A 25027-nucleotide genomic window follows, 5' to 3' on the forward strand; every position below is an offset into this window, starting at 1 on the left:
GTTTTCAGCCCTTCTGATCCGCTGTGAACGCGGCCTTGCCGAGCCTGATGACGCCATCGGGATACGCCTCGATGCCGGTCACCCGCGTGGAATGCACGGTGAGGACCCGAATGCGATAGGTGTACAGGTACGGGTTGTCCTGCTGGATGATCTGCACGGCCTGCCCGTACAGTTCGGCGCGCTTGGCGACATCCGTTGTGCGCGAAGCCTGCCCGAGCAGATCATCCAGTTTCGGCGAGCTGTACCCGCCGTAGTTGCCGCCCGATCCGGTCTGCAGGAATCTGGTGATGTTGCCGTCCGGATCGAGGCGGCCCGACCAACCCAGGTACAGCGCCTCGAACGTGCCCCTCTTCTGCACGTCCAACAGCGTTGAGTACTCGGTTGGCACGACCTTGATATCGAATCCGCCCTCGGCGGCGCTGGCCTGCAGCGCCTGCGCGTAGCGGAGCTGGTCCTGCTGGTTGGTCACCTGCAGTTTGACCGGGTAGGGAATCGGCACGCCCGCCTCGGCGAGCAGTTGCCGCGATTTCTGCGGATCGTATGCGGGGCAGGCGGTTCCGTCCGGTGTGGCGAACGGGCTCTGCGGCGAGATCGGCGTGCAGGCCAGCTCGAACCAGTTGTTGAATACCACGTCCACCAGTTGGCGCCGGTCGATGGCCAGCGAGAACGCCATGCGGACCCGAGGATCCTTGGCCAGCGGGGTGTCGATCTGCTTGGACGGCTTGCCGACGCCGTCGACATTGCCGATATTGAGCGTAATGCCCTGGTAGCCCAGCGAACTCGACTGCAGCAGGTGCAGCCCCTTGTTCTTCACCAGCGCGCCGACATCCTGCGGGGAGATGGTGTCGGCCACCTGGATATCACCCGAACGCAGGTTCGCCGCACGGATATTCGCATCCGACATGATCCGATAAGTGATCTTGTCCAGGTGCACGTTCTTCGCGTCGTAATAGTTCGGATCGCGCTCGACCACGATCGAGGTCTGCGGCACCCGCTCGACGAATTTGAACGCCCCGACGCACACCGGGTGATCGCCGAAGTTGTCGCCGCGCTCCTTGATCGCGGCGGGCGACATGATCATGCCCGCGCGGTCGGCCAGCGCGGCCGTGATGGGCGAGAACGGCTTCTTGAACTTCAGCACCACATGCGCGGGATCGGCGGTCTCGATGCTCGCGATCGGACCCATCTCGCTGGTGCGCTGCGAGCCCTTCATCGACAGATGCCGCTGCAGGCTGGTCTGGACGGCCGCGGCGTCGAACTCGGCGCCGTCGGCGAATTTGATGCCGGTGCGCACCGGGATGGTGACCGTGAGCCCGTCCGGCGAAACATCCGGCAGCGCGGTGGCCAACTGCGGAACCAATTGGCCCGCAGCGTTGTTGTCGTAAAGCTTTTCGCAAATCGAGTTCATCACGTAGCGCGTGTAAAGAGAACTCGACGTGGTCGGATCCAGCCGGTCGGGCTCCGAGGATAGGCCCATCACCAACTCGCCACCCTCGCGCACCGACTGGCTCCCCACCGGGGTGCCGAAATCATCGGTGTGCGTTGCGCTTCCGGTCGGATGCTGCACCGGAGCACAGGCCGCGAGCGCGACGACGACCATTCCGGTCGTCAACGCACCCGCTGGGCGTCTCGACGCCCGAAACAGGTACCGCAACATGGCTTTTCAGCCCTTCCAATCCGTCACATAGGCCGCGTTGCCCAGCCGTACCGCGCCGTCGGCGTACACCTCGATGCCGGTGACCTTGGTCGAATGCACCGTCAGGCTGCGAATACGGTAGGTGTAGAGGTAGGGGTTCTCCCGATGGATGACCTGCATCGCCTGCTCGTACAAGGCGGCCCGCTGGGCCGTGTTGGTGCTGCTCGCGGCAGCGCTCAACAGTTCGTCGAGGGTGGCGTTGCTGAAACCGCCGTAGTTACCGGTGGATCCGGTGGTCAACATTCGGGAGGTGTTGGCGTCCGGGTCGATTCGGCCGGACCAGCCAAGGAACAGTGTCTCGTAGTTTCCGCGCTTCTGCATGTCGAGCAGCGTCGGGTAATCGGTTGGGATGAGCCGGATGTCGAAACCGCCCTGTGCCGCGCTGGCCTGTAGCGCCCGCGCGTAGTTGAGCTGGTCCGGAATGTTCATCACGTGCATCGCGATCGGGTACGGCATCTGCACGCCGGCCTCGGTGAGCAGCTTCTTCGCGGCCTCCGGATCGAAGACCGGGCATGCGGTGCTGGTTCTGGTCGCGAACGGACTGGACGGCGAGATCGGCGAGCAGGCCGACTCGTACCAGTCCTTCCATGCGGTGTGCACCAACTTGTTCCGGTCGATGCTGAGCGAAAGCGCCATCCGCACACGGGGATCCTTGGCGAGCGGCGTTTCGATCTGTTTGGTCGGCTTGCCGACGCCGTCGACATTGCCGATGTTGATGGTCAATCCTTGGTAGCCGAGCGAACCGGTCTGCAACACATGCAGTTGCGGATCCTTGGCGAGTGCGTCGATGTCCTGCGGGGACATGGTGTCGGCCACCTGGATCTCACCGGAGCGCAGGCTCGCGGCGCGGGCCGACGCATCGGTCATGATCTTGTAGGTGATCGTGTCCAGGTGCACGTTCTGCGCGTTGTAATACAGCGGATCGCGGGCCACCGTGATCGAGACACCGGGCACGCGGTCGACGAATTTGAACGGGCCGACGCAGACCGGGCGATCGCCGAAGTTGTCGCCCTTCTCCTTGAGCGCGGCGGGCGACATGATCATGCCCGCGCGGTCGGCCAGCGCGGCGGTGATGGGCGCGAACGGCTGCCGGTACTTGATCGCTACATGGGTGGCGTCGACGAGCTCTACGCCGTCGACCGGCCCCATCTCGCCGGTGCGCTGCGAACCCTTCATCGTCAAGTGACGTTCCAGGCTGGTCTGCACGGCCTGCGCGTCGAACGCGGTGCCGTCGGCGAACTTGATACCGGTGCGCACCGGAATGGTGACCGTCAGCCCGTCGGAGGAGATATCGGGCAGCGCGGTGGCCAGCTGCGGCACGATCCGGCCCGCCAGGTCCACGTCGTAGAGCTTCTCGCAGACCGCGGTCATGACGTAACGCATGTAGAGCGAGCTGGAGGTGGACGGGTCGAGGCGGTCGGGATCGTTGGACAGCCCCATTACCAGATCGCCGCCCTGGCGAACCGGCCGCGTACCCACCGGTGTGCCGAAATCGTCGGTGTGCGCGGTCGCGACCTCAGGAGCTTGATGCGCCGGCGCACATGCGGCGAACATGGCGGCGGCCACAACGAGCGCCGCCATCCGGGTGAAGCGGATCAGCATGCGCTACAACATACTTCAAGGTCTTTCACTTTTCTCCCCCACCATTTCCACTTTTCGGATTCCGTTCTTTTTCTGGCAATCACCGTGAATGTCATTTTCAAAAAGGCATGCGAAATAGCGGTCCGGTGCCATTTCCGGACCGCTATTGGCTGCTTGATTCGGTTATCGACCCACCGCGTAGCCCTGCATACCGCGAGGATTCGCGGCCGCTGACAATACACCGGTCTCCGGATCGCGGGCCACCGCGCACATCCGCCCCTCCGACCAGGCGTCGCCGACCGTCACCCGGTGGCCACGCCTGCGCAGATCGGCGATCACCTCATCCCCGATCCGCGATTCCACAACCACCGCACCGGGATTCATCATGCGCGGGTAGAACGAGCCGGGGAAACTCTCCTGATGCCAGTTGGGCGCGTCGATGGCGCCCTGCAGATCCAGGCCGCCACGCACCTTTTCGCGCAGCGCGACGGCGAGGAAGAAGTGCAGGCTCCACTGATCCTGCTGATCGCCGCCCGGCGTGCCGAACGCCATGATCGGCACCCCGTCACGCAGCGCGAGCGTCGGGCTCAGCGTGGTGCGCGGACGGCGGCCCGGCCGCAGCGAATTCGGCAGGCCCGGTTCCAGGGTGGTCATCTGCAGACGGGTGCCGAGCGGGAAACCGAGCTGCGGCACAACCGGATTCGATTGCAGCCAGCCGCCGCTCGGGGTGGCCGCGAGCATATTGCCCCAGCGGTCGACCACGTCGACGTGACAGGTGTCGCCGCGGGTCGCGCCGGTCGCGGCCACCGTCGGCTCCCCGACGCCGAGCGAAAGTTCAGCGGGCGCAACGGAATTCGTCTTGGCGTACTGGCCGAGCCGGGGCCGCTGACCATCCGGGCTACCCGGGCGCAACTCATAGGAGGCGCGCGGTGCGATCTTGGAACGGCGGCATACGTTGTAGTACGGGGACAGCAGCGTTTCGAGCGAGACATCGGTGCCGTCGCCGTACCACGCCTCCCGGTCGGCCATGGCCAACTTCGAGCCCTCGATGAGGGTGTGATAGTACTCCGGCGTGCCGTATTCGAGTTGGTCTGGCAGGAGCGCGAGTTGTTGCAGGAACACCGGTCCCTGGCTCCACAGTCCCGGCTTGGCCACGGTCCAGCCGTTCCAGTCGTAGGTGACCGGATCTTCGTAGGAGGCAGCGAAATTCGCGAGATCGTCACCGGTGAGCGTGCCGGCGTGCCGTTCACCGGAGGTGTCCATGGTCGGCTTCGCCGCGAATTCGGCGATCGCCTCGGCGATGAAGCCCTCACGCCACACCTTGCGCGCCGCCTCGATCTGCGTCTCCCGATCGGAGCCCGCGGCCTCGGCCTCGGCGATCACCCGGCGCCAGGTGGCGGCCAGCGCCGGATTCTTCAGCAGCGCACCGGGTGCGGGCGCGCGTCCGTCGCGCAGGTAGAGCTCGGCCGAGGTGGTCCACTCCGTCTCGAACAATTCCCGCACGGTGCCGACGGTTTCGCCGATCCGCTCCACCGCCGGATGTCCGTTCTCGGCGTAACCGATGGCGTAGGAAAGGATTTCGGACAGCCGCTTGGTGCCGTAATCACGCAGCAGCACCATCCAGGCGTCGAACGCACCGGGTACCGCGGTGGCCAGCGGGCCGGTGCCGGGCACCAGGTCCAGGCCGAGCCCGGTGTAGTGCTCGATCGTCGCGCCCGCCGGGGCGGGGCCCTGGCCGCACAGCACCCTGGGCGCCTGGCCCGCGGGTGCGAGAATTACCGGAACCTCACCGCCGGGTCCGTTCAGATGCGGCTCGACAACGTGGAGCACGAATCCGGCGGCGACCGCCGCGTCGAACGCATTGCCGTCGTTCTCGAGTACCGCGAGCGCGGTGGCCGAGGCGAGCCAGTGCGTGGACGACACCATCCCGAAGGTTCCCTGCAATGTGGGACGCGTGGTGAACACCCGCTGAGTATCGCCTGAGAACGGCACGTGCGTCCAAGACATCTATAACACCACACCGATAGCGTCAGGACATGGAACGCAGACAGCTCGAATACTTCGTCGCGATCGTCGAACACGGCGGTTTCACCCACGCTGCCCGCGCCCTGCGGGTGGCCCAGCCCTCGCTGTCCCGCGCCATCGGCAAGCTGGAGAAAGAGCTCGGCGTCGAGCTGTTCCACCGGGTCGGCCGCAGCGCGGTGCTGAGCAACGCGGGCGAATTGATGGCCGACCGCGCCCGCCAGGTGCTGCGCGACCTGGACGCGCTGCGGGCCGCCGCGCAGGCCGTCGGCGCTGGCGTCGTCGGCCGGGTCGATGTCGCGGCCACCTCGTCCTCGGCGCTGGAGCCGGTGATCAATACGATTGCCCAACTGCGCGACGATCATCCGGGCGTCACGGTGAGCACCTGGTCCGCGCTATCCGCGGCCGAGGTGATCGCGACCGTGCTGCGCGGCCGCTGCGAGGCCGGGGTGTGCGGCAGCGCCGAACGCCCGGCGGGCCAGGGCCTTGTCGCGCACTATCTGCGCGATGAGGATTTCCTGCTCGTCGCCCCACCCGGCACCCAGCTCGGCGCGAACGGCACGGTGACCCGCGACGATCTGCGCGGTATGAGCTTCGTGCTGCCGCAATCGGCGACAGCCGTTCGGGCCCGGTTCGACCGGCTCGCCGCGGCGGTCGGCGACCTGCATATCGCCGCCGAGGTCGGGGACCGCAGCATCGTGTTGCCGATGGTGTTGCGCGGCGTCGGCTGCGGCCTCATGCCCGACGGATGGGAATACCTGGCCCGCCGCGCCGGGGCGGAGATCTACCGCTTCGACCCGCCCGAACGGCTCCCCCAATGGCTGGTGCACCGCAGCGGACCGCTGACCGCGGCGGCGCAGGCCTTCATCGATACGACCCTGGCCCATGCCGGGGAGGTCCACTGAACGGACCGGGTATCACCAGCGGGATCGTCTGAGCGATCAGCCCTCCGCCCGGGCCGGATCCGCGGCCGCATGCCGGTCCGGGTCGTAGGTGTCCGCGCCGGTGTGGTGCATCCAGGCCAGGACCCGCGCCAGCGCGGCGGCCCGGCCGGCCTCCGGGTCGGCGACCTTGCCGGTGCGGATATTCAGCGCCACCTCACCGCCGAGTTCATCGCGGATCTCGGCGGCCGTACTGCCGGACAGTTTGCGCGCCGTACTATCCGACACCCGGACGCCGCGCGGCACCGGGAGCGCGGCGAGCGCACCATCGATCGCGCGCCGCGCCGACCGGAGGGCGGTGCGCGGGCGACGCAGACGTTCCACCGATATCTCGGTGCGCGCCTTCGTAATCCGTTCCACGTTGACGCCGGTCATGGTGCCGTCCTCGGTGCGGCGCTGAATCTCCGCGAGCAGTCCGGCCGCGACCTCGACCACCTCGTCGAGCACCTGCGCGCAGCCTTCGAGCGCGGCCGCCAGATCGCCGGGGGCGTCACCGGCGCGGTGCGTCCAGTTCGCCGCGTAGCGGTTCAACTCCTCGCGCGCCCGCCAGATCGGCGCGGCCGGGGTGCCGGGCACCACGTCGCGCGCGTTCACCAGATGCTGGCCCTCGCCCGAATCGGCCAGCCGGGTGGTCGGCACCCGCCCGCCGAGCAGATGCCGAACCCGCTCGTTCTCGGCCAGGTCACGAGCCGGATCCTCACCGGGCTGCGGCAGCGAGCGGCGCGGACCCGACGCACACCACAGGTGCTGGCTCGGATACAGCGTCTGCGAAATCGCCCGCCCGCCGAGCATCTCGGGCAGTTCGGTGATCACACCCGAGGAGACCGCCGACCGCTCGGCATACCGTTCCAGATGGTAAATCCATTTCCGCACTTGGGAACTCGCCTCATCCAGCGAATCGACTTCGGCGCCGTCGTCGCCGCGGGCGGCGTGATCGGTGGCCAATCGGTGCGCGACCGCGAGATGCTGCGCCGACGCCGCGAAATTCCGCGCGACCATCACCGCCACCGGCACCGGCAGCGCCGCACCGGGCAGCTGATCCAAATCCTCCGGCCGCCTGATCTTTCCGGATTCCCACCCGACCGCGCGGGCCGCCTCCGTATACGACTCCCCCGTCCGCGCCATCCGCGCCCGCACCTGCCGCTTACGCGCCTTGTCAGTGGTCACGGTCGATCCCTTCCACGGCGACGCCCCCACACCACCCCGCCGCTACTCCCGAATCGCCGAAACGCGCACAGCACAAGTAGATTCATCGCGCGAGGCGAAGCCCCTTGTCCTCATCTCGCCCGGCGGTGTGGGCGCCGGAACGATCGGAAGCGGGCGGGCGCGGGCAGCCACTGCACAGCAGAATACAACCCGCACAACGGATTCGAGGACGCCGGATCAGGCGAAGTCGACGTCCCCGCACCCAGGCCGCGAGCCGAGCACCCTGTACACCCAACGCACGGTTCGCGGACGAGGTGCGGCTGCACCCGGACGCGGTGCGACACGCCGCCACCACACAATGGGCGAAGACCAGCGCCGAGCCGTTGGGGTCTAGGCACGGTCACGCGCTGGACGCAGCAGCGCGAGTCCGGTGAGCAACCCCGTGGTCGAGGCGACGTGGATCAGCAGCGCCTTGCGGTTGGGCGCCCACTTGCCGGTGGTCGGCCCGCCGGACCACATCGCGGCCGCGAATCCGCCCGCGCCGCAGGCCATCGCACGCCACAGGACCCGGCCGCGATCGGGTCCGGCGAGCAGCCCGACACCGATCACGCCGAGCGAACCGAGCGTGATCAGCACCTCGCGCGCCATGTGGTACTGCACGTGCCCGGCGCCGTGGCGCACCTCCGGTGCGCGGTAGCTCTCGTCGGTGATGTGGGTGACGGTCTGCCACACCGACGGAACCGCCGCGGCAAGCCCAGCGACGGTGACCGCGACTCCAACACCTTCGCGCAGTGGCATTTTCAACTCCTGAATCTCGATGCGTGACAGGCGTTATCGACAGCCTGCCGCTGAACCATTGCTCAGTAGAACGATTTTCAGCCTAGACGCAACGCTGCGTCAAGTCTAGAATTTGGGTACATTGTCCCGAGGAGGTCACCCGATGCACCCGACCGAGACGACCGGACGTCACCACGGAAACCGGCACGGCCGTAGCGAATCCGCGCGTAAAGCGGTGTTGGAGGCCGCCGACGATCTGCTCGCCGAACGCGGCTTCGCCGGGTTCACCATCGAGGGACTCGCGCTGCGGGCCGGTGTCTCCAAGCAGACGATCTACCGCTGGTGGAAGACGAAGACCGACATCCTCGTCGACACCTACCTCGACGACGCGGCCGAACATCTCGTGCCGCCGGACCTCGGCGCCCTGGATCGGGACCTGCGGGCGCATCTGCGCAACCTCGTCCATTTCCTACGCGACTCGGACTCCGGCATGGTGCTGCGCGCCCTCATCGCCCAGACGCAACACGATCCGGCGATCGCCACCGCATTCCGTAACCGCTGCCTGCGGCCGCAGCGTGAGCGCGACCGAATCCCGTTGCAGCGGGCAATGATCCGGGGCGAGCTGGCCGCCGAGACCGATATCGACGCGGCACTGGACCGGCTCATCGGTCCGATCTACTACCGAGTGCTGGTGAGCGGCGAAGATATCGACGACAGGTTCATCGACGAATTGATCGAGATGTTGCTCCGCACATTCGGAAACGGAATCAACTGAATTCGGGGAGACCGACACCTCGCGATGCGGGCGATCGGAAGCAGGCGGTGCGCGGGTAGCCACCCCGCACAACGCATTCAGGGACGTCCGGCCCAGGGTTGGGAGCCGGGCGTCATCAGGGATCAGGCCAGATCGAAGCGGTCCAGGTCCATCACCACCTGCCGCTTACGCGCCTTACGTCAATACTCCTTACGTCTAATATTGCATCCACTTGGAATTATTGATAAAGTCTGTTGCGGAAATCGCGCGGAGCCTCGGGCTCGGGGGTGATATGGAAACCAGACAATTCTTCTGAACGCTCGAATTGCGTTGGGCGCGTTCTTTTGCCATTTTCCGGCCGATTCGGCTGTTGAATAGCGAGTTCGAGTTCGCGGCGGGGGTCTTGGTGAACGAATTTGTGAGCAATGAAGTGGATGCGTCGGCAACGCATCGAGATCGTGTCGAGCGACCGTCCCGTACCGCGGTGATCGGTGCGCTCACGGTGTTCTTGGTGTTCGGCGTGATGGCGGGCTCGCTCGGGTCGGCGCTTCCGGTCCTGCGCGTGCAGTACCACCTGGGGCAGACCGATGGCGGAGCGGCGGTCGGTGCCTACAACCTGGGCGCACTGCTGGCGATCATCGTCAGCGGCGTCGTCGAACGCGTCGTCCCTGCGCGAAAGGCCACGATCGCGCTGATCGCGATATTCGCCATCGGGGCGATCAGCGCGTCGGCGGCGGTTACTTTTCCGCTGTTCGTCGCGTGTACGGGCGTCGCCGGATTCGGTTTCGGTGGCCTCATCGTTTACCTCAACTCGGCATTCGCGAACGAATTCGGCGAGCGCAGCTTATTGATGGTCAGCGTGCTCAATGCGGCCTACAGCGCCGGAGCGGTACTCGGACCGATTGCCGTATCGGCCACCGCGCATACGGATATCCGTGCGGTGATGTGGATAATCGCGGTATCGGCCGTACTCGGCATACCCGCCTCGGGGTGTGTTTCCGCCGAATCCGCACGGGCCACGGACACCGAATTCCGGCCGGCAGTCCGAAAAGTCCTGGCCGTAGTAGCGCCGTTCGCAGTGCTGGCCTTCCTGTACTCCGGACTCGAAACGGCAACCGGGGCCTGGGAATCCACCCAACTCGTGTGGACTGGAATGTCCTCGGCCGCGGCCGCTCAGCTGACCTCTTTGTTCTTCGTCGGGCTCGCCGTGGGCCGGGCGATTATTCCCCTTTTCGCGCGACAGGCGGCGCCGCAGCGAACGGTTCAGGTGGGATTCGGCGCCGGAGCTGCCGCGCTGCTGCTGTCGACACAACCATTCGCACAGGTATGCGGATATTTCTTGGCGGGCCTGGCCATCGCGCCCATATTGCCCGCGATTCTCACGTGGACGAGTTCCGTCGTCCCCGCCAGCCGGTTGGCCACCGCATGCGTACTGACCGGCAGCCTCGGCGGGGCCACGATTCTGCCGACCACGATGGGCGCACTCGTCACGCCGGGCTCGCCGTGGCTGATCGCGGCAGCGCTCGGCACCGTGGCCGGACTGGGAGTGCTGGCCGCATATGTGATCGCCGTGTTCCGCTCGGCTGCGAAACCGAAATCGAAGGAACAAAATGACTAAACTGAACATTTACCTGGCTCAGGTGAACAACCATTTCGGAAATATGGCCTTCGTGCCCTATTCGGTCGGTATTTTGCAGGCATTTTGTCAGGAGCAGGAAGAGATTCGCGAGGCGTTCGAGTTCAAACGGTTCCTGTTCCTGCGCGAGGATGTGCGCGCTGTGGCGCGGGGGCTGGAGGCGCCCGCGGTGGTCGGCCTGTCCTCGTATATATGGAACTGGGAATACAACCGAGCATTGGCACGGGTGATCCGTGCGATGTATCCGCAATGCCTTATCGTGATGGGAGGTCCGCAGATCCCGGTCGACTCGTCCGAATTCTTCCGGGCCAATCCGATGGTCGACCTCGTCGTACACCACGAAGGGGAATACGCCTTCGCCGATATCCTGCGAACCAGGATCAGCGGCAGAGCGGACTACACCGATATTCCGGGCATCAGCATTCGCGACGAAGACGGTATGGCGATCAAAACCCCGGATCGTGAGCGGATTCGCGACCTCGAGGCATTGCCATCTCCATACCTGACCGGTGTTTTCGACTCACTGATGCGGCAGCCATATAAATGGAGCGTGAGTCACGAGACGAACCGCGGTTGTCCGTACTCATGCACTTTCTGCGATTGGGGTTCCGCGACCTTCACGAAGCTGCGGCAGTTCTCCACCGAACGACTCGCCGACGAGCTGGAATGGTTCGGACGCAATGGTGTGGATATCATCTACAATTGCGATGCCAACCACGGCATTCTGGCCAGGGATCTGGAATTGGCCGAAAAGCTGGCTGAAGTGCGTGGCCACTACGGATTCCCGGCGCAATTCCGCACCGCCTACGCGAAGAAGAGCAACGACACCGTATTCGCGATCGCAGAAGTTCTGCACCGGACCGGTTTGGAGCGCGGTGTGACACTCAGCATGCAGAGCATGAGCGACGATACGCTTTCCGCCATCAAACGACGCAATATCAAACAGGACAATCTCGGTGCACTGTTGCGCCGCTATCGCGAAGCGCATATTCCCACATATACCGAACTTATTCTCGGGCTGCCGGGTGAGAGCGCCGAGAGTTTCCGCAAGGGGATCGGCAGGCTGTTCGAGTTGGGACAGCACGAGGCGCTGCTCATCTACCTGTGCGAGGTGCTGCTCAACTCCGAGCTGGGCAATCCGGACTACCGCCGGGTGCACGGCGTCCGCACCGTGCGGATGCCGTTGCTGCTGGCCTACGTCACGCCGAGCGAGGACGATGTGACGGAATATTTCGAGATCGTCGTCGAAACCGCCACCATGCCACACGACCAGTGGCGTAATTCGTTGATTTTCTCCTGGTTCGTCCAGTGCTTCCACTGCCTGAATCTCACCCAGGGCATCGCCGTATTCCTGTACGCGGATCGTGGACTCGCCTACGAAGATTTCTACGAAGAACTGCTCCGGTTCGCCTCGACACCGGACAGCCGGCTGCTCCATCGTGTCCGGCGGGACGCTGTCGCACTTGTCGACGAAGGTTTGCGGGGGAAGGGGATGGGGCGCGTCGTGCCCGACTTCTGCGATCTCGTCTGGAATCCCGAAGAAGCGTTCTTCCTGAATCTGGTTCGCGACAAGGACGAGTTGTACGCGGAAATCGACACATTTCTGGCGAAGTTGAATATCGAGCGGCAGCTGGGATTGTCGGACGAACTGCGAACGGATCTGGTGGCGTTCCAGCGGGCGAGCCTGGTCGGCCCGGGTGAGTCGGCGGATATCGCGATATCAGTCGGTCACCGGCTGCCGGATTACCTGGCGCACGCGTATCTGCGGGAACCGACGACCCTCGTCCAGGAAGAATCGACGGTCGTGTTGACCGGTAACAAAGAATATCCGGACCCGGAACGATATGCGGTAGAAGCGCTTCGCTACGGGCGGAAGAACAATCGCCTCAGGCGGACCGCGGTCACCGCGAGAAAGTAGCGCACCGCATGGACTTCCATGAGGCGGAAGCGGCCCTGTTCGACCTGGATGGAACATTGGTCGACACCGAACCGCGCAGTCGGTGGGCGTGGTCCCGGCTGTTCGACGGCTACGGTGTGCCGTTGAGCGAGCCAACGCTGGCCGGTTTCGCTGGCCGACGGGGTTACGACGTTCTGGCCGAACGTCTTTCGCTGTTTCCCGGGCGCACCGCCGAGGAATTGTTCGCCGAGACCATGGCCTACTGGTGGTCCGCCGCGGCACCCGGCATCGCGGCGGTGCCGGGCGCCGTCGAACTCGTGCGGCAGGTCCATCGGTCCGGCACGCCGCTGGCGATCGTCTCCTCCGGCCGGCGCACCGACGTGGCGGCGATGCTCGGGGAGTTGGCGGTGTACGAGCTGTTCGATGTCATCGTTACGGCCGAGGACGTGAGCCGGGGCAAACCCGATCCGCAAGGCTATCTCATCGCGTGTGAGCGGCTCGGCCGCCACCCCCGTAGAACCGTGATCTTCGAAGACGCTCCGGCCGGAGTGACCGCGGCCAAGACGATCGGCGCCCGGTGTGTGGCGGTCACCACCACCTCGGCCGCCACCGAACTGGTCGACGCCGATCTCGTTGTGGCAGATCTGAGTTCGGTGTCCTGGCCGCTCGGCGGCGGTACGCGGCGGCGGTAACCGCGCACCGCTCGCACCGCGCGGATGCCCGGCCCCGAGGTTCGGGGGCCGGGCATCATTCGACGATCAGGCCAGATCGAAGCGGTCCAGGTTCATCACCTTGGTCCAGGCGGCGACGAAATCGTCGACGAACTTCTGCTTCGCGTCGTCGGCGGCGTATACCTCGGCGAGGGCGCGCAGCTGGGAGTTCGATCCGAAGATCAGATCGGCTCGGCTGCCGGTCCACTTGGCCGCGCCGGTGGCGCGGTCGGTGCCGATGTAGGTGCCGTCGTCGGCCGGGGACGGCGACCACTTCGTGCCCATATCGAGCAGGTTCACGAAGAAGTCGTTGCTCAGCGTGCCGGGGTTGTCGGTGAAGACGCCGAGCGGCGAACGCTGGTGGTTCGCGCCGAGCACGCGCAGACCACCGATGAGCACCGTCATCTCGGGCCCACTGAGGGTGAGCAGGTTCGCCTTGTCGACCAGCAGGTACTCCGCCGGGAGCCGGGTGCCCTTCCCGAGGTAGTTGCGGAAGCCGTCGGCCGTCGGCTCGAGCGCGGCGAAGGATTCCACATCGGTGTCCTCCTGCGTCGCATCCGTGCGGCCCGGCGTGAACGGCACCTGAACGTCGAAACCGCCGCTCTTGGCGGCCGATTCGACCGCCGCGACACCGCCGAGCACGACGAGGTCGGCGAACGACACCCGCACATTGCCGGTCTGGGCGGAGTTGAACGACTCCTGGATACCCTCCAGCACCCGCACCACCTGCGCGAGCTCGTCGGGTTCGTTTGCCTCCCAACCGATCTGCGGTTGCAGCCGGATCCGGCCGCCGTTCGCACCGCCGCGCTTGTCACTGCCGCGGAACGACGAGGCCGCCGCCCATGCGGTCGAAACCAGTTGCGGCACGGTCAAACCCGAGGCCAGGATGCGGCTCTTCAGATCCGCGATCTCCGCGGCGCCGACGAGTTCGTGGTCCACCGCGGGCACCGGATCTTGCCAGAGCAGGGTCTCCTCGGGAACCAGCGGCCCGAGGTAGCGGACCTTCGGGCCCATATCGCGGTGGGTCAGCTTGTACCAGGCCTTGGAGAATTCCTCGGCCAGTTCCTCCGGGTGCTCCAGCCAGCGGCGGGTGATCTGTTCGTAGATGGGGTCGAACCGCAACGACAGATCGGTGGTGAGCATCGCGGGGAGCCGGGTCTTGCCCGGTTCGTGCGCGTCGGGCACCGTGCCCGCCTTCGCGGGATCCTTCGGGGTCCACTGCCAGGCGCCCGCGGGCGACTTGGTCTTCTCCCACTCGTTGCCGTAGAGGACCTCGAGGAAGCTGTTGTCCCACTTGGTCGGGGTCGGCGTCCAGGTGACCTCGATACCGCTGGTGATGGCGTCCTTGCCGACGCCGGTGCCGAACGAGCTGCGCCAGCCGAGGCCCTGCTCCTCCAGCGGGGCGGCCTCGGGCTCGGGGCCGACGAGCGCCGCGTCACCCGCGCCGTGCGTCTTGCCGAAGGTGTGGCCGCCGACGATGAGCGCCGCGGTCTCGACGTCGTTCATCGCCATCCGACGGAATGTCTCCCTGATGTCGATGGCCGCCGCCAACGGATCCGGATTGCCGTTGGGCCCTTCGGGATTCACGTAGATGAGGCCCATCTGCACCGCGGCGAGCGGGTTCTCCAGATCCCGGTTGCCGGTGTAGCGCTCGTCGCCGAGCCACGTGTGTTCCGGACCCCAGTAGACGTCCTCCTCGGGCTCCCACTGGTCGACGCGACCGCCGCCGAAGCCGAAGGTCTGGAAGCCCATATCCTCGAGCGCGACATTGCCCGCGTAGACGATCAGGTCGGCCCAGGACAGCTTCTTGCCGTACTTCTGCTTGACCGGCCACAGCAGGCGGCGGGCCTTGTCCAGGCTCGCGTTGTCGGGCCAGCTGTTGAGCGGTGCGAAGCGCTGCATACCCGCGCCCGCGCCACCGCGGCCGTCGTTGATCCGGTAGGTGCCCGCGGCGTGCCAGGCCATCCGGATGAAGAACGGGCCGTAGTGGCCGAAGTCGGCGGGCCACCAGTCCTGCGAGGTGGTCATCACCTCGATGATGTCCTGCTTCACCGCGGCGAGGTCGAGGGTCTCGAACTCGGCCGCGTAATCGAAGTCCTCGCCCATGGGGTTGGCGACGGCCGGATTCTTCTGCAGGATCTTCAGATTGATCTGATTCGGCCACCAGTCGCGGTTGCCACCGCCCTCGGCGGGGTACTTGAGGCGACCGGAGACTACGGGACAACCACTTTCGGCCGGTTCCGTACTGGCCTCTCCGATTGGCGGATGTTCCTGGGCCACGGTATTTCCTTTCGCCGGTGCGTATTTCGGGCTGTGATCACGGTTGTGATCGGGTTTTTTCCGCTGTCGAGCAGCTGGGGCACAGGCCCCAATAGATGACTTCGGCCTCATCGAGGACGAATCCGTTGTCGTCGGATGCGGTCAAGCAGGGCGCCTCGCCGACGGCGCAGTCGACATCGGCGATGGCGCCACAGGAGCGGCATACGACGTGATGGTGGTTGTCGCCGACCCGGGTCTCGTAGCGCGCCACCGAACCCATCGGCTGGATCCGGCGGAGCAGACCCGCGCCGGTCAGAGCCCGCAACACGTCGTAAACGGCCTGGTGAGAGACCGCACCGAGGCTCTCGCGCACATGAGCGAGGATGGAATCGGTATCCGAGTGCGGATGCTCGTGCACCGCGCTCAGCACCGCCATCCGCGGCGCCGTCACCCGCAGTGATGCGCCCCGCAGCATGCGTTCGAAGTCCGAAGTCGTGGACACATTCCAGAGTATGACCCAGTCAAGTCTTGGCCGGGCGGGATTCGCGCGTATTTCATAGGTTCGTCCGTATCCGGTAACCATCGCCAGGCGCGGCTTCGGAGCTTCGACCAGACCGGGCGCGGTTGCCCACAACGACTTTCGCGCCGCGTCCGCGATGACGGAATCAGGTTAAGCGACGGTCAAGGATCGTTGTCCGGGGCTGCCTCGCGGGGGTGCGGTGGTATAACGTCGCCCGGTGCTGGAAGAGTTGTCGACGCGGGCAACGGCGATCGGGGTGGCGGGATCCGCACGCGCGGCCCGGCAGATATTGGACCAGGTTCTCGCGCACGCACCCACCGACGAGTCCGCGCTGCTGCGCGCGATCGAAAAGCTTTACGCGGGCGAACATTTCGCGGAGGCACGCACCGCCACCGCGACACTGCTCGAGCACAATCCGGACCATATCGACGGTCTGCACTACATGGCGGGCATCATGCTGGCCTGCGGCCTGCCCGAACACGGGCTGCCCTACGTGCGCCGCGCCGTCGCGCTGGAACCGCGACTACCTGGGCCGATGTGCACGCTGGCCGAATTGCTGTACGCCATCGACCAGGACGCGCCGGAGGCGATGGACTGGCTGCTGCGCGTCATCGACATCGCCCCGGATTACGCCACCGCGCACCTCGTCCTCGGCTGGTGGCACTGCCAGGCGGGCCGCTGGGCGGCCGCCGAACCAGCGCTGCTCGAGGCGGCACGGCTGGCGCCGTACAGCGATGCCGCGGAGCTGCCGCTCGCGCTGGCCAGGGCCGGACGCGGACGTTTCGCCGAATCGCGCTCGGCCGTCCGGGAATTGATCCGTACGAATTCGAAACAGGATCAACTACAACGAGTTTGCCGAGTGATCGAGCGCGTCGGCCTGCCCGGCGAGCTGTCCGAACTGTACGAGATGGCGCTGGCGGCGCTCGGCGAAACCGATCTCAGCCAACCGGGCGCGGCCGGAGCCGACCCGGAACTGCTCGCCGCACAGGGTGAACTCGCGCGCCGCGTCTACGAGTCGAAGATCGCAGGCGCCGCGGCGCGCGCGAAGGCGGCCGAACTGGCTTACGCGGTGCTCGCGCAGCGCCCGGCGGATCGCAACGCCCGCTACGTCTACGACCGGTCGACGGAATCCACCCGGCGGGAGAACCTGCAGCGAACCAGGTCCCGGCAGGGCGCGGGCGAGATCGCAAGGGCCAGAATGCTGGTCGATCAGGGCGATACCCGGGGGCCGCTGGCGCTGTACACGGCACAGGTCGCGGCCGGCGATCTCACCGCGGCGCGGCAGACGGTCCGCGACCGGCTGCGCGCCGACCCGGCGTCCTCGCTGTGGCTGTATCTGGCCTCCACCATCGCACAGGCGCTCGGAAACCACACCGAGGCACTGGATTACGCGCGCCGAGCCACCGCCGCCGCGCCCGCGCACGCCCATATCAACCATCGGCTCGGGCTGGCCGCCAAGGCGGCGGGCGAGCTGCCGCTGGCCGAGCAGGCGCTGCGCCGGGCCGTGCAGCTGGCGCCGGATCTCGTTGCGCCGCTGGCCGATCTGGCGCTGCTACTGGGCGAGATCGAGCGCTGGCAGGATGCGGACGCACTGCTGGCCCGGCTCACCCCGGAACTCCCCGAGCTCGGGACCGCCCGCGATCAGGTGGCCCAGATCGTCCGGCTCTGCGTCGCCAATTCCGAACCGCTCCGGCGTGCCGTCGTGCACCGGATCGCCGACGAGCAGGTGGCATCGGAACTGGCGCAGTGGTATCGGCTGATCCTGTCCTGTCACCCGGTGCTGCACGCGGGCAACCCGGACTGGGCGACGGCCGAATACCGAGGTCTGGCAACGCAACTGCGCCGAATGCGGGATGCGTTCACCTTCCCCGCACCGCCCCGCTTCCTCGAAATCCTGCACCGCTACGACGAACTCACCGCCATCCGATCGCGGTAAATCAGGACTCGAGCCGCCAGCCGTCCGGCAGGTCGGCGTCGACGCGGTCGCCGTCCACCCGCAGCCGCACGGCGGCCGCACCCAACCGCAGATCGCTGAATTCGACCGCGCCCCAACGCTTCGGCACCTGCGGCCGCACCGTGACCAGCCGGCCGGGCACATCCGGATCCAGGCCGAGGAAGGACCGCACGAGCAGCAGCGGCGCCGCGCTCGCCCAGGCCTGCGGTGAGCACGCGGCCGGGTACGGCACCGGCGCCTCGAAATCCGAACGCTGGAATCCGCAGAACAATTCGGGCAGCCTGCCGCCGAATGCCGCCGCCGAGTCGAGCAACCCATCGGCCAGGCGGGTGGCCAGCTCGATCGCGCCGGGCAGGTGCCGGTAGCGCAGCAGGCCCGCGACCGCGATCGCGTTGTCGTGCGGCCAGATCGAGCCGTTGTGGTAGCTCATCGGGTTGAAGGCGCCCATCGTCGCGGCCAGCGTGCGCAGGCCGAAACCGCTGTCCATATCGGGTTCGGCGAGGCGGTCGATCATGCGCGCCGCATGTTCGTCGGTGGCGATACCGGTCCACATGCAGTGCGTGATATTGCTGGTGAGCGCGTCGAGCGGGCGCTTGTCCCGATCCAAAGCCACCGCGTACCAGCCCTTTTCGGGCAGCCAGAAGGTTTCGTCGAAGTGGGCGCGCAGTTCGGCGGCGCGCTCGCGCATGCGGGCCGCGCCCGCCCGATCGCCGAATTCGGCGGCCAGCGCGGCGCGGCCGAGCAGCGCCGCGTATACGTAACCCTGCACCTCGCACAGCGCGACCGGCGGTTCGGCCGCCCGTCCCGCCGCGTCGTTGATACTGCCCTCGCTGTCCTTCCAGCCCTGGTCGGCCAGGCCGCGATCGGAGGCGCGCCGGTATTCGACGAAGCCGTCACGGTCGCGATCCCCGTAGCGGGCGATCCAGTCGAGCGCCGCGTCGGCGGCGGGCAGCAGCGCGCGCACCCGTTCGCGGTCGGCGCCCCAGCGTCGCGCCTCGGCCAGCAGCATGACGAAAAGTGGTGTGGCGTCGACGGTTCCGTAGTACGGCTCGCCGCCGAGCGCCTCGGTGACGGCCTGATGTCTGCGGATTCCGTGCATGATCCGGCCCGGCTCCTCGTCGCGGAACGGATCCACCCGCGCGCCCTGCAATCCGGCGAGCAGTTCCAGGGTTTCGACGGCGAGGCCGACATCGAGCGGCAGCGCCATCCATGCGGTCAGCAGGCTGTCCCGGCCGAACAGGCTCATGTACCAGGGCGCGCCCGCGGCGACGAACCGGTGACCGCCGTCCCGGATCTGCAGCACGGACAGATCGCTTTCGCTGCGCCGCAGCACCCGCGTCAGCACCGGATCCGCGACGGCGATCGAGGTCGGCGTCTCCCGCCACTCGCCGGTTCGCCGCGGGGCAGTGGGCTGATCGGTCCGATATGCGGCCGGATGCGTTGGCGCCACCCGGATTTCGGTCCGCCACCGCTCCCCGGCCGGGACGACCACCCGCCAGATCAACATCCCTGACCGCACCAGCGCGGGCCGCGAGGACGAGATCGAAACCCCGTGTGCGTGCGCACCGTCGGCGACGAGCACCAGCTCGCCGTCGGCGACGATCATCTCCGCCCGCCCGCCGCTCACCCGGCCGTCCTTGACCGCGTACGGGTCGGCGAAATCGCCGTCGACGCGGAGTTCGACGGTGACCGCCGACGGTTCGGATCCGGTATTCACCAGCGTGATCGTCTCCCGCATCCCCTCGTCCACCGTCCGCTCCCGCACCACGAGCATGGTGCTGTCGGCGGCGGTGGCCCACGGCGTGCGGCGCAGCAGGAAGCGCGCGGCGAACGGCCGCGAGTTCAGCACGGTCAGCGATTGCAGGCAGCGGTGTGCCAGCCGCAGCTCCCACCGCGACAGCACCCGCCGATGCCGATAGAAGAGCCCGTATTGCGCGCCCGGCTCGATATCGCCGGATCTGTCCGACACACAGAACGTCCGGTGTTCGACCAGCGTGACCACACCCGCGTCACCGACCACCGACGCGACCGGGTCGTCATCGAATCGCGAGGCACTGTCCTCCGGCATGGAACACCCCGAAAGTTATTTGGAGACATCCGTATTCGCCGCCCGGCCCGCCTTCCTGGAGCCTGCTTCGTCGCGGATACCCGGTGCCGGGCCCGTTATAACCCACGGTGCCGTGGGCACTTCCGGACGCGGCCGCCGCCTACCCGCAGCCGTACGGCAGCCGCCCCTCAACCGCAGATCGCCGAATTCGACCGCGCCCGATGATCACTCACGAGCGATGATCGGGAGTCGCCGAAGTAGTTGCAAATCAGAGCCTTCCGAGCGAAAGGATCTTGATGCCCGGCGTGAGCTGCTAGCCTGGCCGCGATCCGTCCAGGATTGTCGGACGTATCGGCGTAAGGATCGTTTTCTGGTATCGACAGCGAGGGAACGGGAGCACGCATGAACCACTCGACCGTGACGACTCGACGCATAATCTCATGTGTCCTTGGGTTGGGAATGGCCACCGCCGCAGGCATTTTCGCGGCGACTCCGGCCACCGCCGCAGCCGAGCGGTGCGGCGGGACACTGACCGATTACGTAGGTGCCGACAAGGATGCCTCCTACAGCGGCAAAGACGAAGAGGGCAGCACGGTCACGCTCACCTTCGACAGAGACAAGGCCACATTTCAGGAACCGGGCGAAAAGCTCAGTGGCACTTACGATTTCACGCCGCAGAAGACCGCCCCCGGTCTGGTCAACATAAACACCGAAGAAGGGGATGTTGTCCTCGAGTTGCGGGGCGGGAAATGCGCTGCGGGATCAACCTCGGTTGATAAGGCGCTGCTGGAGTTGACAACCAAGGGCGGGGGCAACGAGTCTTTCCAGCTCGAGCGCACCAAGTAAGGCACGCCAGATCCGGAAAGGGCCTCTTGGGCGCAACTGCGACGTGTCGGCTCGGTCCGATGGTGAAGGTACGAATGTCATCGATGAACGGAGAAACCGCCACACCCGCGGGCGTGCGAATCGCGCCCGCGGGCGGCAAGGGATTCGGCGTATTCGCCACGCACACCTTCGACCCAGGGGAGGTCGTCATCGCGGCACGTAAGGTGCGTGAACTGCCCCGACGCACCAGCCACTCGCTGCAGATCGGCTGGGACCGGCACATCGAGGTCGACCTTCCGGCGAGGCTGGTCAACCACTCCTGCGATCCCAATGTCGGTATCCGGGACAACGACTGCGACGCATACGATTTCGTAGCCCTGACCGATATCGCCGCAGATGAAGAGATCACCTGGGACTACGCGGCAAGCGAGTGGGTCAGCATCGCCGTTCCCACCTGCCGCTGCGGCAGCGCCTCCTTCCGCGGAGCGTCGCTGGGCTACCAGTATCTCTCGCCCCGGCAGACCGCCGGGCTCCACGGATACACCGCTCGCTACCTCACAACTCCTCGGCAAGCCGACGACAATCGGGAATGACGCATAACCCACGGCGCTCTCCTCGCTGCCCAAGCTCTACTGGAGCGACGGCCGCCCGCCGGGACGGGAGTGGATCCGCTTCTCCCGCAAGAACTTCGGTGCCGCGCAGAAACTCACCTATTTCGCCGTGGTGTAGATCGCATCGGGCGCCGCGATGTCACCGGCCGTGCTGGCCCGATTTCCGCGCTACGGCAGGCTTTTCGATTGCATTCAGGGCTGGAACGGCATCGCCGAATGGGGTGGCGTACCGCTTTCAGCGCTCGTCGACCTGGTCCGCCCTTCGAGTTCCGCGACCCATCTGATCTGCTACGCGATGGACGACAAGGCACTCACCGAGGGGCACGGCCGCTTCGGCTATTTCTACGAGGCCATCCCGCTGGAGGTCGCCCGCGCACCGCAGGCGCTGCTGGCCATGGAGATGAACGGCGCACCGCTGCCGATCGAACACGGCGCACCGCTGCGGCTGCGGCTGGAGAACCAGCTCGGCTACAAGATGGTCAAGTGGATCAAGGCCATCGAATTCGTCGACGACGTCGGCGGAATCGGTATGGGCCAGGGCGGATATCGCGAGGACCAGCTGCACTACGGCAATGTGCCCGGCATCTGAACCAGGGTCGGAGCAATCATGACCGGACCGATCGAACAGGCCACCGACCCGACGCAGCGGACGGTCGCCTTGGCGCGCGCCACCGTCTCCGACGGCCGCGGCCCGGACGCGGACCCCGCCGAACAGGCACGCGCACAACGGAATCGCGACCTGCTCGGCGCACTGCCCGCTCCGCTGGAGCGCGAGTTGGTCGCCCGGGCCGCACACCTGATCCGGCACAGCCCTGGCCCGATACTCGACCAATTGCGCACGGAACCCGAGCAATTGGCGGCGGCATGGCGAGTGCCCGTCGAGCAGGCGCGCATCCGGCTACGCGATCGCTGGTGAATTCCAACCGTTTCTATCGGTCGGAGCCGTCGTCAGGGCAATGCCTGACGTGGTCCGCACGCTGTCGTTCATAGAGGTCTCGGGCGCGGTCGAGCGGAGGGAGGTCGTCGGCGCGGCGGAACAGCTCCACAGGTTGAGCGTTTCGCTCCGGGAAGTAGAACGCGGCGGCTCGGCGTTGCTTCTGTGCACGTTCGGCCAACCAGCTGACGGCGGTCAATACCAGGGTGATCACGACCCCGCCCAGGATGGCGCTTGTCGGTGCGCCGTGGGAGAGCACGGCGGCGGTAGCCGTCGCCGTGAGGCTGTAGCCTACGCCCTGAACCGCGTACATCACCGAGTAGGCGGGGGCATGTAGGTCGGGCGGAAGCTGTTCGCGCAGTGCGAGATTGCGGGTGACCATGACACCGGATTGGAATATGCCCGCAACCACCAGGGCGACTCCGATACCAACACCGGGCAGGAGGGCGACCAGTGCGATCGCCGCCGCGGTCGCGATGAGCAGCACGAGCGCTTGGGTTCGCACGGCACCCGGCCAGGTGCGCAGTCCATAGCAGAAGGCACCGATCGCACTGGCGACAGCGAAGGCGGTGAGCATCGGTCCCGCCCACTCGACCGGCAGCCTCCGGTAATCCAGCAGCGCGGGCAGCACGAGCTCGGCCGTAGCCAGTAGCGACATGGCGGCAGCACTGGTGAGATAGATGGGCCATCCGGAAACCACTGTGCGCCAACGTGATTCGGAGCCAGAAAGCAGGTGCTCCGGCTCGCTTTCCGCGGGTGCGGACAGCAGGAAGATCAGCGCCGCCGCGGCGGCGGCGCACAATGCGCCCAGCGCAACGGGTGCGGCAGCGGACAATTGCGTCGCGAGCAACACCACCAGCGCGGGAGACACCGCCCAGATCACCTGTGTCAGCATCGCCTCGGCGCTCAGCGCCCGTGGCACGTCCTCTTCGTCCACCATCCCCGTCAGGATCGATCGCAATCCGCCCGGGCTGGCCGCCGGTCCGGCGCCGGCCAGCAATGCCAGGGTGATCAACACCGGTGCGGGCGCCTCGCGACCGAGCGCCAAACCGGCGAACGCGACCGCGCCGATGGCGAAACCTGCCGCTAGCTGGATGCGAATTCGATGCTGGCTCAGCCACATCGATTGTCCGGCCGCGCCGGCGACTTCACCCAGCACATAGGCCGCGGCGAGCGTCGCGCCGAGCGCATATCCGCCCGGCGTCTGCCGGACCAGAAACACCAGGCCCAACGGGGCCATGGCAATCGGTAGCTTTCCCGCGCTGGAAACGATTGTCCAGCTCAACGTTTCTCGTGTAGCAAGCCTGCGATAGCCCATCGGTCGTCTCCAGGTTGGTAATCGAGTTACCTCAGGTGGTTACCCGCTGGTCTATATCGGTGAACAACGCGGCCACAGCGGCCTCGATTCCCTCCGCCGCCGCCAGGGTCTCGGCAACGACAAGGTATTCACCCGAGTGGCCAACCGGCGCGGCATCGTCAACAGTGATCAGCACCCCGGTTCGGCTCGCCGGATCGTAGGCGAGACCATGCTCGGCGAGCAGTGCCACCGTCTTGCGGAACGGGGGGAAGGTGCAGCGGCGCAGCTCGATCAGCACTCGATCGTGGAAGTAGTTCGCACCGACGATTCGTTCGCCGATGTGATGGATGTGGCTGGAACCGCCGACACGGCAGTTGAACTCGTTGATAAGAATACGTCTGTCGGGTACAACGATGGCATCGATGCTGACGGTGCCCCGGTATCCCATCGCGTGCAGCGGCCGGCACAACTCGGTGGCTTCTTCGAGGAAGCCGGGAAAGCTCGGCAGGTCGGCCGATGGCGCCGGGACGATCAGTCCGTTCAGGACGGGCATCATCCGCATTTCGCCGTGTCCGACGAATTCCACCCCGGCATCGGTGACGACGACTTCGGCATAGATCGGAATCGAGTTGGGCAGGTAGTGCTCGATTACCACTCGACGCCGTCCCTGCTCGGTGTACCAGGGCCACGTCTGCTCGAGGTAGTGAGTCAGTGTGGCTCGATCGGAAATCTGCTCGACCTTGTGTGCGCCGACCGCCGGAATCCCGGGTACTGGACTGATGATCTCATTGCCATATCCGGCGACGTGAAAGTCTTGCTTCACGATTGCGCAGTGACCCGCGGCGAGCAGGGACCAGATCTGGTCTTCGGCGCGTTCCCGGCTGTTGACCACGGCGCCGTCCGCGACCGATACCCCGACCCCGGCCGAAAGGGCACGAAATGTCGCCTTGCTGTTGAGCATTTCACCGCCGCCCTGATCGACGAACGCGAATCCCGGTGTGCCGCGGTCCAACCCGAGTGCCTTCGTCAATTCGGCTACGGCACTGTCGAAGTGGAAGGGAAGTACGCGCTCGACTTCGAGCTTTCCGACCAGGGCACCCAGTTCGGCGACGAAGCCCGGTTCCAGTAGCCGATCACGGGTCAGCACATCGAGACCCAGTCGGCCCGGCGGCGGTACCAGCACCGGCAGCGCCGCCGATGCCACGCCCATAATGTCCGCGACGTAGTCCACGAACGCCTCGTCGACCCCGATCGGCAATACCAGGATGTCCCCGGGCCGCATGCTCCAGATCATCCGCTGCGCCTGGTTGGCGACGTATCGGCGATACTCGGGGGTCAGGGCCTCCAGGTCACCGACCATCTCCTCGGTTCGCTGATTGCTGATAACCAGTGTGCTCATCGAATTCCTTTCTCGTAGTGT

At 66.4% G+C, this 25027-nt stretch carries 20 protein-coding genes; 10 read left to right on the forward strand and 10 right to left on the reverse strand.

The genetic code is table 11. From position 1 onward, the window contains the following. Nucleotides 1–4: 4 nt before the first annotated feature. From F5544_RS33595 to F5544_RS33605, 3 genes are all read right to left on the reverse strand, one after another. The gene (locus F5544_RS33595) at nucleotides 5–1612 is read right to left on the reverse strand and encodes an ABC transporter substrate-binding protein (RefSeq protein WP_238846788.1); all 1608 of its coding nucleotides are present in this window, start codon (nucleotides 1610–1612) and stop codon (nucleotides 5–7) included. Between the two features lie 51 nt (nucleotides 1613–1663). Continuing rightward, nucleotides 1664–3298, reverse strand: coding sequence for an ABC transporter substrate-binding protein (locus F5544_RS33600; protein WP_167476901.1), 1635 nt, complete (start codon nucleotides 3296–3298; stop codon nucleotides 1664–1666). A gap of 162 nt (nucleotides 3299–3460) precedes the next feature. Beyond that, on the reverse strand, nucleotides 3461–5242 hold the full coding sequence (locus tag F5544_RS33605; protein ID WP_167476902.1) for a gamma-glutamyltransferase family protein: 1782 nt from the start codon (nucleotides 5240–5242) through the stop codon (nucleotides 3461–3463). A 71-nt stretch (nucleotides 5243–5313) separates the two neighbouring features. Between F5544_RS33605 and F5544_RS33610 the strand changes: the two genes are divergently transcribed. Continuing rightward, nucleotides 5314–6204: a LysR family transcriptional regulator gene (locus F5544_RS33610; RefSeq protein ID WP_167476903.1), complete on the forward strand. Its 891-nt coding sequence runs from the start codon at nucleotides 5314–5316 to the stop codon at nucleotides 6202–6204. A 36-nt stretch (nucleotides 6205–6240) separates the two neighbouring features. Here F5544_RS33610 and F5544_RS33615 read toward each other — a convergent pair whose 3' ends face one another. Both F5544_RS33615 and F5544_RS33620 read right to left on the reverse strand, forming a co-directional pair. Beyond that, on the reverse strand, nucleotides 6241–7407 hold the full coding sequence (locus F5544_RS33615) for a hypothetical protein (RefSeq protein WP_167476904.1): 1167 nt from the start codon (nucleotides 7405–7407) through the stop codon (nucleotides 6241–6243). Nucleotides 7408–7776: 369 nt separating this feature from the next. Further along, nucleotides 7777–8184 (reverse strand): hypothetical protein, encoded by a 408-nt coding sequence (locus F5544_RS33620; RefSeq protein ID WP_167476905.1) that lies wholly within the window; start codon nucleotides 8182–8184, stop codon nucleotides 7777–7779. Nucleotides 8185–8326: 142 nt separating this feature from the next. On the opposite strand from F5544_RS33620, the gene F5544_RS33625 reads away from it, so the two are divergent. The 4 genes from F5544_RS33625 to F5544_RS33640 all read left to right on the forward strand — a co-directional run bounded on the left by F5544_RS33625 (nucleotide 8327) and on the right by F5544_RS33640 (nucleotide 13142). Continuing rightward, a complete protein-coding gene (locus tag F5544_RS33625; protein WP_167476906.1) occupies nucleotides 8327–8938 on the forward strand; it encodes a TetR/AcrR family transcriptional regulator in 612 nt (203 codons plus the stop codon). Nucleotides 8939–9335: 397 nt separating this feature from the next. Continuing rightward, complete coding sequence (locus tag F5544_RS33630) at nucleotides 9336–10535, forward strand: MFS transporter (protein WP_167476907.1); 1200 nt, start codon at nucleotides 9336–9338, stop codon at nucleotides 10533–10535. After that, nucleotides 10528–12471, forward strand: a complete 1944-nt coding sequence (locus F5544_RS33635) for a B12-binding domain-containing radical SAM protein (protein ID WP_167476908.1) — start codon at nucleotides 10528–10530, stop codon at nucleotides 12469–12471. Before F5544_RS33630 ends, F5544_RS33635 begins: the two co-directional genes overlap by 8 nt. Before the next feature lie 8 nt (nucleotides 12472–12479). Beyond that, nucleotides 12480–13142, forward strand: a complete 663-nt coding sequence (locus F5544_RS33640; RefSeq protein WP_167476909.1) for an HAD family hydrolase — start codon at nucleotides 12480–12482, stop codon at nucleotides 13140–13142. Between the two features lie 66 nt (nucleotides 13143–13208). Here the strand turns inward: F5544_RS33640 and katG are convergent, their stop codons facing one another. Then, a complete protein-coding gene (katG, locus tag F5544_RS33645; protein WP_167476910.1) occupies nucleotides 13209–15440 on the reverse strand; it encodes a catalase/peroxidase HPI in 2232 nt (743 codons plus the stop codon). A 37-nt stretch (nucleotides 15441–15477) separates the two neighbouring features. After that, nucleotides 15478–15921, reverse strand: coding sequence for a Fur family transcriptional regulator (locus F5544_RS33650; protein ID WP_167476911.1), 444 nt, complete (start codon nucleotides 15919–15921; stop codon nucleotides 15478–15480). A 235-nt stretch (nucleotides 15922–16156) separates the two neighbouring features. Between F5544_RS33650 and F5544_RS33655 the strand changes: the two genes are divergently transcribed. Further along, a complete protein-coding gene (locus tag F5544_RS33655) occupies nucleotides 16157–17875 on the forward strand; it encodes a tetratricopeptide repeat protein (protein WP_167476912.1) in 1719 nt (572 codons plus the stop codon). A gap of 1 nt (nucleotide 17876) precedes the next feature. On the opposite strand, the gene F5544_RS33660 is transcribed toward F5544_RS33655, so the two are convergent. Next, entirely contained in the window at nucleotides 17877–19961 is a 2085-nt protein-coding gene (locus F5544_RS33660) for an amylo-alpha-1,6-glucosidase (RefSeq protein ID WP_167476913.1), read from the reverse strand. 438 nt (nucleotides 19962–20399) lie between these two features. Between F5544_RS33660 and F5544_RS33665 the strand changes: the two genes are divergently transcribed. From F5544_RS33665 to F5544_RS33680, 4 genes are all read left to right on the forward strand, one after another. Beyond that, entirely contained in the window at nucleotides 20400–20786 is a 387-nt protein-coding gene (locus F5544_RS33665) for a hypothetical protein (RefSeq protein ID WP_167476914.1), read from the forward strand. 83 nt (nucleotides 20787–20869) lie between these two features. Continuing rightward, entirely contained in the window at nucleotides 20870–21358 is a 489-nt protein-coding gene (locus tag F5544_RS33670; RefSeq protein WP_167476915.1) for an SET domain-containing protein, read from the forward strand. A 154-nt stretch (nucleotides 21359–21512) separates the two neighbouring features. Continuing rightward, complete coding sequence (locus tag F5544_RS33675) at nucleotides 21513–21965, forward strand: molybdopterin-dependent oxidoreductase (RefSeq protein WP_167476916.1); 453 nt, start codon at nucleotides 21513–21515, stop codon at nucleotides 21963–21965. Nucleotides 21966–21983: 18 nt separating this feature from the next. Further along, nucleotides 21984–22292 carry a hypothetical protein gene (locus F5544_RS33680; protein WP_167476917.1) on the forward strand — a complete coding sequence of 103 codons (309 nt, stop codon included), beginning with the start codon at nucleotides 21984–21986 and terminating at the stop codon, nucleotides 22290–22292. A gap of 13 nt (nucleotides 22293–22305) precedes the next feature. Here the strand turns inward: F5544_RS33680 and F5544_RS33685 are convergent, their stop codons facing one another. Together F5544_RS33685 and F5544_RS33690 are read right to left on the reverse strand one after the other, a co-directional pair. Further along, complete coding sequence (locus F5544_RS33685) at nucleotides 22306–23550, reverse strand: MFS transporter (protein WP_174867455.1); 1245 nt, start codon at nucleotides 23548–23550, stop codon at nucleotides 22306–22308. Nucleotides 23551–23659: 109 nt separating this feature from the next. Further along, a complete protein-coding gene (locus F5544_RS33690) occupies nucleotides 23660–25006 on the reverse strand; it encodes a peptide ligase PGM1-related protein (RefSeq protein ID WP_167476918.1) in 1347 nt (448 codons plus the stop codon). Nucleotides 25007–25027: the final 21 nt, after the last annotated feature.

This window comes from Nocardia arthritidis (assembly GCF_011801145.1).
Taxonomy (GTDB): domain Bacteria; phylum Actinomycetota; class Actinomycetes; order Mycobacteriales; family Mycobacteriaceae; genus Nocardia; species Nocardia arthritidis_A.

Excerpts from the sequence above, each read along its gene's own strand:
- F5544_RS33600 (WP_167476901.1), bottom strand. The coding sequence starts at position 3,298 with ATGCTGATCCGCTTCACCCGGATGGCGGCGCTCGTTGTGGCCGCCGCC.
- F5544_RS33610 (WP_167476903.1), top strand. The coding sequence starts at position 5,314 with ATGGAACGCAGACAGCTCGAATACTTCGTCGCGATCGTCGAACACGGC.
- F5544_RS33620 (WP_167476905.1), bottom strand. The coding sequence starts at position 8,184 with ATGCCACTGCGCGAAGGTGTTGGAGTCGCGGTCACCGTCGCTGGGCTT.
- F5544_RS33625 (WP_167476906.1), top strand. The coding sequence starts at position 8,327 with ATGCACCCGACCGAGACGACCGGACGTCACCACGGAAACCGGCACGGC.
- F5544_RS33635 (WP_167476908.1), top strand. The coding sequence starts at position 10,528 with ATGACTAAACTGAACATTTACCTGGCTCAGGTGAACAACCATTTCGGA.
- F5544_RS33640 (WP_167476909.1), top strand. The coding sequence starts at position 12,480 with ATGGACTTCCATGAGGCGGAAGCGGCCCTGTTCGACCTGGATGGAACA.
- F5544_RS33660 (WP_167476913.1), bottom strand. The coding sequence starts at position 19,961 with ATGCCGGAGGACAGTGCCTCGCGATTCGATGACGACCCGGTCGCGTCG.
- F5544_RS33665 (WP_167476914.1), top strand. The coding sequence starts at position 20,400 with ATGGCCACCGCCGCAGGCATTTTCGCGGCGACTCCGGCCACCGCCGCA.
- F5544_RS33670 (WP_167476915.1), top strand. The coding sequence starts at position 20,870 with ATGAACGGAGAAACCGCCACACCCGCGGGCGTGCGAATCGCGCCCGCG.
- F5544_RS33675 (WP_167476916.1), top strand. The coding sequence starts at position 21,513 with ATGTCACCGGCCGTGCTGGCCCGATTTCCGCGCTACGGCAGGCTTTTC.
- F5544_RS33680 (WP_167476917.1), top strand. The coding sequence starts at position 21,984 with ATGACCGGACCGATCGAACAGGCCACCGACCCGACGCAGCGGACGGTC.
- F5544_RS33685 (WP_174867455.1), bottom strand. The coding sequence starts at position 23,550 with ATGGCCCCGTTGGGCCTGGTGTTTCTGGTCCGGCAGACGCCGGGCGGA.
- F5544_RS33690 (WP_167476918.1), bottom strand. The coding sequence starts at position 25,006 with ATGAGCACACTGGTTATCAGCAATCAGCGAACCGAGGAGATGGTCGGT.